The organism is Actinoplanes flavus (genome assembly GCF_017592555.1).
In the GTDB taxonomy this organism is placed as follows: domain Bacteria; phylum Actinomycetota; class Actinomycetes; order Mycobacteriales; family Micromonosporaceae; genus Actinoplanes; species Actinoplanes flavus.
In genome coordinates this window covers 223,771-231,470 of the sequence record NZ_JAGFNS010000004.1, presented here as the reverse complement: position 1 = coordinate 231,470, position 7,700 = coordinate 223,771, and the positions used below count along the sequence as shown (strand labels likewise).

The 7,700-nt window shown below is 73.2% G+C and carries 8 protein-coding genes; 1 reads left to right on the top strand and 7 read right to left on the bottom strand.

Going from position 1 to position 7,700, the window contains the following annotated elements; genetic code table 11:
* Nucleotides 1-103: 103 nt before the first annotated feature.
* On the bottom strand, nt 104-1,414 hold the full coding sequence (locus tag J5X75_RS08275; RefSeq protein WP_208466716.1) for an extracellular catalytic domain type 1 short-chain-length polyhydroxyalkanoate depolymerase: 1,311 nt from the start codon (nt 1,412-1,414) through the stop codon (nt 104-106).
* A gap of 222 nt (nt 1,415-1,636) precedes the next feature.
* Here J5X75_RS08275 and J5X75_RS08270 point away from each other — a divergent pair, with 222 nt between their 5' ends.
* Nucleotides 1,637-2,614: a PaaX family transcriptional regulator gene (locus J5X75_RS08270; RefSeq protein WP_208466715.1), complete on the top strand. Its 978-nt coding sequence runs from the start codon at nt 1,637-1,639 to the stop codon at nt 2,612-2,614.
* Between the two features lie 62 nt (nt 2,615-2,676).
* Here the strand turns inward: J5X75_RS08270 and J5X75_RS45370 are convergent, their stop codons facing one another.
* Genes J5X75_RS45370 through J5X75_RS08240 form a run of 6 tightly spaced genes read right to left on the bottom strand, consistent with a single transcriptional unit; the run spans nt 2,677 to nt 7,680 of the window.
* Nucleotides 2,677-3,531, bottom strand: a complete 855-nt coding sequence (locus J5X75_RS45370; protein ID WP_208466714.1) for a hypothetical protein — start codon at nt 3,529-3,531, stop codon at nt 2,677-2,679.
* On the bottom strand, nt 3,528-4,619 hold the full coding sequence (locus tag J5X75_RS08260) for a glycosyltransferase family 4 protein (RefSeq protein WP_208466713.1): 1,092 nt from the start codon (nt 4,617-4,619) through the stop codon (nt 3,528-3,530). Before J5X75_RS08260 ends, J5X75_RS45370 begins: the two co-directional genes overlap by 4 nt.
* Complete coding sequence (locus tag J5X75_RS08255) at nt 4,620-4,967, bottom strand: hypothetical protein (RefSeq protein WP_208466712.1); 348 nt, start codon at nt 4,965-4,967, stop codon at nt 4,620-4,622. It abuts the gene before it with no gap.
* Nucleotides 4,964-5,668, bottom strand: coding sequence for a hypothetical protein (locus tag J5X75_RS08250; RefSeq protein WP_208466711.1), 705 nt, complete (start codon nt 5,666-5,668; stop codon nt 4,964-4,966). Before J5X75_RS08250 ends, J5X75_RS08255 begins: the two co-directional genes overlap by 4 nt.
* Before the next feature lie 13 nt (nt 5,669-5,681).
* A complete protein-coding gene (locus J5X75_RS08245) occupies nt 5,682-6,818 on the bottom strand; it encodes a glycosyltransferase family 4 protein (RefSeq protein ID WP_307797983.1) in 1,137 nt (378 codons plus the stop codon).
* On the bottom strand, nt 6,811-7,680 hold the full coding sequence (locus J5X75_RS08240; protein WP_208466710.1) for an NAD-dependent epimerase/dehydratase family protein: 870 nt from the start codon (nt 7,678-7,680) through the stop codon (nt 6,811-6,813). Before J5X75_RS08240 ends, J5X75_RS08245 begins: the two co-directional genes overlap by 8 nt.
* Between the last annotated feature and the right edge of the window lie 20 nt (nt 7,681-7,700).

The following is a 7,700-nucleotide window of genomic DNA, read 5'->3' as shown; positions in this document are numbered from 1 at the left end:
CGGGCCGGCGGCCGGGGGGGGGGGGGGGCGCCGCGGGGCGCCCCCCCCCCCCCCCCCCCCCCCTCCCCCGCGGCACGTCGTCATCCGGTCCGGCCCGCCGGCGCTAACCCACCGCGCAGGGGTTGCCGTTGAGTGTGAACGACGTGGGCTTCGCGGTGTTTCCGGTATGGGTCGCCTGGAAGCCGATGGAGATCGAGCTGTTCGAGGCGATGACCGGGTTGTAGCCGACGTTGCGTGCCGTCACCTGTCCGGACTGCGGGGAGTAGGTGGCGCTCCACCCGGATGTGATCGTCTGCCCGGCCGGCAGGGTGAAGACCAGGGACCAGCCGTTGATGCTCCCGGCGCCGCTGTTGGTGATGGTGATCGTCGCGGTGAGGCCCCGGTCCCAGGCGTTGACGGTGTCGGTGACCCGGCACGCCGGGGTGCCCGGAGACGACGAGGGCGGGGTCGACGGCGGGGTCGACGGCGGAGTCGACGGCGGGGTGGTGATCCCGAAGAAGGCGACGGCCGCGGCGGCCATGCCGCTGGAGGGCAAGGTGTGGCCGGCGCCCTGGACGCTGTACGCCTCGACCTGGGCGGTGCCCGTGGAATCGGCGTAGCGACGGCGGTTCCAGCCGGTCTGCGGGGTGTCGCTCGACGTGGGCGTCTGGCTGAGCCCGAACACGTTCGTCCACTGCTCGATGGATTCCTGGAGCAGCTGGTACGGCACCAGCGTGTCGGCGGTGCCGTGCCAGAGCTGCACCCGCGGGCGCGGGCCGGTGTAGCCGGTGTCGACCCGGCGGACCGCGTCGCCCCACTGCTGCGGGGTGCGGTTCATCGAACCACCGGTGCACTGACTCGCGCCGGGCGGATAGTCGGCGGCGTTGGCGAAGCAGTCGAACGGCACGCCCATGAAGGACGCTCCGGCCTTGAACAGATCGGGGTAGAGGGCGAGCATGTGCTGGGTCATCATGCCGCCGGACGAGCTGCCGGTGGCGTACACGCGGTTCAGGTCCGCGCCGTACTGCCGCCCGGCGTAGGAGACCATCGATGCGATGGAAACCGGGTCGCTGCCGCCGCCGCGTGTCTTCGCAGCCGACGACCAGGTGTCGAAGCACTTGCCGAAGCCGGCCTCCTGCATCGCGGACGGGTAGATCACGATGAACCCGTACCGGTCGGCGAGCGAGGCGAACTCGCTGCTGGAGTAGAAGCCGGGACCGGAGCCGCCGCAGCCGTGCATGGCCACGACGATCGGCGGGGCGGCCGGGCGGACGTCCGGCACGTAGACGTGCATCCGCATACCGCCCGGGTTGCTGCCGAACGCGGTGACCTCGGTCAACGAGGCCGCGAACGCCGGCCGTGCCGCCGGGACGGCCAACCCGGCCAGGGCCAGCGCGCCGGCCGCGGCCAGCAGCGACTTCCATCTGATCTTCATGCTCGTGACTCCTCGGGGATAAGGCGCGGGGGCCAGGCGCCGGCGCACATCGCTGTGCCCCGGCCGTCGCGTGACCCGGCGCCGCAGGCGTCGAATGTCACTTAGCTTCCTCGGAGGTCAAGAAACTGTCAATCGATTGCTATGGATCTATGGGATGGGGCGTCCCGGCCGACGGTCTACAGTCGAAGGTCAACATCGCCAAGATCTGCCGGAGCGCTGCCAGTGACCAGCCCGTACGACATCGAGGAGATCTTTCCCGACGACGCCGCAGGCTCGGTGCGACTGCCGCGCCGCCAGGCCGGGACCTCGTCCCAGGAACTGGCGGTGACATTGCTGGCGGACTACACCCTGCGCACCAGGGCGTGGATACCGTCGGCCGCGGTCGTCGCCCTGCTGTCGGAGAGCGGCGTGAGCAGCGCCGCGGCCCGGGCCGCCATCAGCCGGCTCGCCCGCCGCGGGGTGCTCGAGGGCCGCCGGCAGGGCAGGCAGAGCTCCTACCGGCTGACCACGGCCGCGGCCACCTTTCTCGCCGTCGGTGGGAGCGCCATCGTCTCGCCCGCCGACGGCGATCTGCCGTGGGACGAGCATTGGACGCTCATCGCCTTCTCGTTGCCGCAGGCCGAAAGCGCTCAACGACGAGGGCTGCGCGCGCAGCTCCGGTGGATGGGCTTCGCGCCGTTGTACGACGGCCTGTGGGTCTCGCCGCGCGATCTCACCGACAAGATCCGGGCACAACTGGCGCCTTTCGCCCCCGGCGCCATGACCATGTTCCGCGCCCGGCACGCCGACTTCCGGGCTGCCGGCGAGCGCGCCCCCATCGACGCCTGGGACACCGCGGCGATCGCCGCGGAGTACGAATCGTTCATCCGGCGCTGGAGCCCGACGTTGCCCCGGATGGAGGCTGGACAGGTCACCGGCGCGGAAGCGGTTCGCGTCCGTACCGACGTCATGGACATGTACCGGCGTCTACCCATCCTCGACCCGCAACTGCCCAGCCGTCTGCTCCCGCCGAACTGGCTGCGCGAACCGGCCCGGAAGCTGTTCGTCGCCGTCTACGACGGGCTCGCGGAGACCGCCGAGACTCATGTCCGCGCCGTCGCCGACCGTTTCGCCGCGGCGCCCCTGCCCGGCATCCGTGCGCACACCGTGGCGGAACTGGCAGCCGGCACGCCGCGGACGGGTGACGGCGAGGCCCGTTGACCTCCCAACCGGGCACCGGCCCGCATTCCGGTGGTGTCACGCCGGGTGCCGCCGCCGGCCCGTCAGCTCACCTTCCGCCGAGTCCACGGCCGGGCGGGCGCGGGCGGCTCATCGAAGTGCCGGGAGAACGACCCGGCCCTTCCCGCGGCCGGGCGGGCGCGGGCGGCTCGGCTGAACTGGTCGTCGAAACGGCGCGGGAACGGCAGCATCAGGTGCCGGTCACGCCATGGCCGCATCTGGCGGACCGCGTTGAATCCGGCCGCGGTGACGACCCGCTCGGCACGGGCGAAGAGCGGCCACGCCGGGTACGGGTCGAGGTGGCCGACATCGGGCGGCAGACCGGCCGGGCGATGCGGCGCCACCAGCACGAACCGGGGGCGGGCGCCTTCGAGGTTGGCGCAGTCACGGGCGTACCCGATGAGCTCTTGAATCTCGGCCGGGGGCCCGGAGTGAACGATGAGCCAGGCGCCGTCCGCGACGCCGGCCGGATCGGGGTCCTCGGCGGCCGGCGGGTCGGCCAGGGAGAGCGGCCCGGAGGCGGTCAGCGGGGAGTCGCCGAGTTCCTCGACCGCCCAGATCCGGTCGTAGCGGATCGGGTTCGGTGGCATCAGCGGGCGGTAGACGTCCCAGCGCAGCAGCCGCGCCAGGTGCACGGTCTCCGTCCCCGGCGGAACCGACGCGGCCGACAGCGAGCCGTCGATGCCGGCCGGGAACGCGTCCACCACCAGCACCGACGGGCGCAGCGTGTGCAGCGCCGACGTGGGCATCAGCCGGTGCGGGCCGAGCACCCGCGGGTCGGCGGTGAACGGCGACGTGCTCAGGATCGTCGCCGGCTCGTCGCCGTGGCAGGTGTGCAGGTAGGCGCGAATCCGGGTGAGGTGGCCGAGCCCGCCACCCTGCGCATAGCAGACGATCACGACACGGCGGCCAGGACCTTCAGGTAGCCCTCGGTCTCGGCGGCCACCCCGAACCGGTCGTGGACCCGCCGCGCGGCGGCCGCGCCCAGGGTGGCCAGCTGGTCGGCGGTGGCGTGCGCGGCGCGGTGCACGGCCGCCCGGCAGGCGTGCGGGTCACCGGCCGGGAACGGGAACCCGATCGTGTCGTCGACCAGGTCGGCGAGCCCACCGGCGTCGGAGGCGAGCAGCGGGATGCCGAGGGCGGCCGCCTCGAGGGCGACGTTGGGCAGCCCGTCGTAGAACGACGGCAGCGCCACCAGGTCACAGGCGGCGTAGACGGACAGCAGCTGGTAGCGGTCCTGGAACGGCAGGACCGTGTGGGCGATCTCCGGGTGGGCCGCCAGGAATTCGCCGATGCCGGGTTCGAGGTCACCGGCCAGGACGACGTGCAGGTCGTGCCGGCCCGCGGCGACGGCGTCGAGCAGCAGCCGTACCCCCTTCTTGTTCTTCAGCTGGCCGACGACGCCGACGGTGCGCTTCCCCGGCGCCACGTGCTCGTCCCGCCACGCCTGTGCCGTGCGCCGCTCGGACGGCAGGATCCGCCACTCGACGGTGTCGATGCCGTTGGCGACCCAGGTGACCGGGGTGTGCGGGGCCAGCGCGGACACCAGCGGCGCGGTGTTCGCGGCGACGACGCAGACGTGGGCCGACGAGCGCAGCGCTTCGAGGACGACCGGCTGGCGGCGCAGCGAGAACATGCCGGTGTCGAAGTCGTTGCCGCGCAGCAGGGTGATCAGCGGCAGCCCGGACCAGGCCGCGTAGACGGGCGCGGACAACAGCGGGTACGTGCCGCCGAACGCCACGATGTGGGTGTAGTCGCCGATCACCGGGGCCAGGCTGGTCCAGAGCAGGCGCAGCGCGTGTTCCGGGTCGTCGGTGAGCGGCACGGTCCGCACGCCGGTGACCCGCTGCGCGGTACCGCGGCGGCTCAGGTGGACGACGTCGACGTCGACGCCGGCCCCGCGCAGGCCGCGGACGATGCGGTCGCAGGAGTTGGCCATGCCGCCGGGGCTGGGCGGGAAGTTCTCGGTGATCCAGAGCAGCCGCATTCAGCTGTCCACCAGGGCGTCGTCGCCGTCGTCGAGGTAGTCCTGGTGGGCGGCGGCGCCGGGCTCGAAGGCCGCCCGGTCGTAGTCGTCGAAACCGCTGTAGTAGCCGGCGTCGCCGTAGTACTGGGCCTGCCGGTGCCGGTAGGCGCGCCGCCGGGCGGCGGCGGCCGCGGCCGGATGGCCGAACTGCCGGCGGGCGGCCGCGCACTCCGGGCACATCCCGCCGTCGGCGAGGTGGTCGGCGCAGACGGCCCGGCCACAGGCGGGACAGCCGGCGACCGCCATCTGCCCGCACTTGCCGAGAGTGAAGAAGCCGGTCGTGACCGCGCAGGGCGTCATGGTGTTCACCTGGTCCAGCGGAAGGTTTCGGTGGCGACCGTCAGGATCCGGTCAACCTGTTCGTCGGCGGACTGCGGCAGCCGCGGCAGTTTGGCGGCGGCGAGCACGCTGCGACGCTCCCCGTCACGCAGCGTCACGCCGATCCAGGCCGGTGGCGGCACCTGCGGGCGTGCCCCGGCCACGCCGCGCGGAAGCCGGCGGCGGACTCTGATCAGTTGGGTGAGCTGCGTCTTCCGCTTGATCTTGGTCTTGCCGCTGCTGCCCCGCTTGGTGACGCGGCGCAGGCGCTGCCGGTCGACGACCAGGATGTCCAGGCCGCTGCCGTCGCGCAGGCCGGCGTGCAGGCGCAGCCACGGGTCGATCGACCACGTCTCGGTCGCCGAGCGGGCCGGCGGCCGGACCGGGATGTCCCGGGCCGGGTGGGACTTGGCGGGGACGTGGATGCCGCGCAGGTCGGCCGTGACCGCGAGGACGCCCTTCGGCCCGAGGTCCTCGCAGACCGCGGCGAGCAGTGGCAGAAACACGTCGATCGCCCGGTGCGGCAGCGCCCATTTGGAGCGGCGGATCAGTCCGGCGTGACGGTGCAGGCTGGCGGCCAGAGCACTCCACTCGGCGGCCGGATGGGTCGCGGCGAACCCCCGTTCGAAGATCAGCGCCTGGTGCAGCGGGTGGAATCCCGCGATGGCCGCCTTCTGCTTGCGCCAGAACATGACCCGGACCGTATCAGTGAGCCTCGACCCGGTCGTACACGTCGGCCAGCCTGGCGCGCGCGTGTTTCCAGGTGAACCCGGCCTCGACGTGGCGGCGGGCGCGCTCGCCCAGTTCCCGGCAGGCGTCCGGGTACTCCAGCAGCACCCGGATGGCGCGGGCGAGTTCGGCCGGCCGGTCCGGCGGCACGAGCCGGCCGTGGTCGCCGAGCACCTCGCGGATCACCGGCAGATCCGAGGCGACCACCGCGGTTCCGGCCGCCATCGACTCCCACACCTTGATCGGGCTGCATCCCTGGTCGAGGTTGCGGGGGCCGGCGGTCAGCGGGGCCACCGACAGGTCGGCGTGCGCCAGCCAGGCGGCCACGTCGGCGTGCGGAATCTGGTGCTCCCACTGGATCCGGACACCGAGGCGTTCGCCGAGGCGGCGCAGCGGACGGGCCCGCGCCGGGGACACCGACGAGCAGACGACCAGGGTCAGATCGGTGCGGTCGGCGAGCCGGGCGAAGGCGCGCAGCAGCACGTCGACGCCCTGCCACGGTTGCAGCGCACCCACGTAGATCACGTAACGGTCCGGCGCGGTGGGTGGTCGCGGCACGTCGGCCGGCACCGGGTCGGCGCCGTTCGGGACGAGATGCACGCGGTCCGGCGCGGCGCCGCGGCCGGTCACCGCCTTCACGATCACCCGCGACGGTACGACCACCGCGTCCGCCTCCTGGAGACAGCGCTCCTCCCGTTCACGGATCTTGGCAAGGGTGCTGGGTGCGGCCAGCGGCCACGCGTACGGCAGTTCGATCGACGGCAGCCCGTTCGCCTCGTAGACCAGCCGGGCGCCGGTGGACAGGGCGGGCAGCGCACCCCACGGGTCGCGGACGTGGCAGATCTCCAGGGTGTCGCGGTGCGGTGCGAGCCGGTCGGCGGCCCAGCGGGAGAACGCCTCGGCCCGGTCCAGCAGGTTCGGCACCACGTCGGTGAACCGGACGATCTCCACGCCGCCTTCCCGTTGGTAGGCGGGCAACTCGCCACCACCCAGCACGCAGAGCAGGCCGCCGCCGTACCGGTCGAACAGCTCGGCCGCCATGTGCCGGATGTGCACGGCCGAGCCCTTGGCCGACGGGAACCGGTCGAAAGCCAGATACGCGGCCCTATGCACGGCGTCTCCCCCGATGCCAGTCGATCTGTGCGGCCAGGCCCTCGTCCAGGCCGGTCGTCGCCGTCCAGCCGAGCAGTTCGGCGGCGCGATCGGTGCCGGCCCAGGTGCGGGCCACGTCACCGGGCGCGACGTCCTTCGGAACGGTCGGCGCCGGGGTGCCGAGCAGCCCGCCGATGCGGTCGAGGGCGTCGCGCAGGCTGGTCGTCGTGGGGTGGCCGATGTTCAGGACGGTCCCCGGCGGCAGCGGCGTCCCGGCGGCGCGGACGGTCGCGTCGACGACGTCGGCGACATAGGTGAACGAACGGCTCTGGGCGCCGTCGCCGTACAGCGGGACGGGCGAGCCGTCGAGGGCCGCCTCGATGAACCGGTGGAACGCCATGTCCGGGCGCTGTCCGGGCCCGTACACCGAGAAGTAGCGCAGGACGACGACCGGCAGGCCGTCCGCCGCGGCCTCGTGCGCGAGCCGTTCCGCTTCGGCTTTCGAGGCGGCGTACGGGCTGCGCGGGTCGATCGGGTCGTCCTCGGCGCACGGGCGGTCGGCGCTGCCGTACACCGAGGAGCTCGACGCCAGCACGAAGCGGGGCCGGGTGGCCGCACAGGCGGCCAGCAGGCGTTCGGTGGCGGTGACGTTGTCCCGCCAGGTGGCCGCCGCGCCGTCACCCCACGACGCCCGCACCCCGGGCCGGCCGGCGAGGTGCAGAACCGCATCGGCCCCGGCCAGCGCGGTCAGGTCGTCGGTGGCGAGATCGCATCGGTCCGGGCCGTTCACGTCGACCGGCACCACGTCGTGGCCCTGCCCGGTGAGCGCGTGCACGAGATGCCCGCCGATGAAACCGGACGCCCCCGTCACCACAACCCGCACACGCGGCACTCTAGCCGGTG

Bases quoted from the DNA above. Each gene is read 5' to 3' on its own strand.
- J5X75_RS08275 (WP_208466716.1), bottom strand. From the start codon at position 1,414: ATGAAGATCAGATGGAAGTCGCTGCTGGCCGCGGCCGGCGCGCTGGCC.
- J5X75_RS08260 (WP_208466713.1), bottom strand. From the start codon at position 4,619: ATGCGGCTGCTCTGGATCACCGAGAACTTCCCGCCCAGCCCCGGCGGC.
- J5X75_RS08250 (WP_208466711.1), bottom strand. From the start codon at position 5,668: ATGTTCTGGCGCAAGCAGAAGGCGGCCATCGCGGGATTCCACCCGCTG.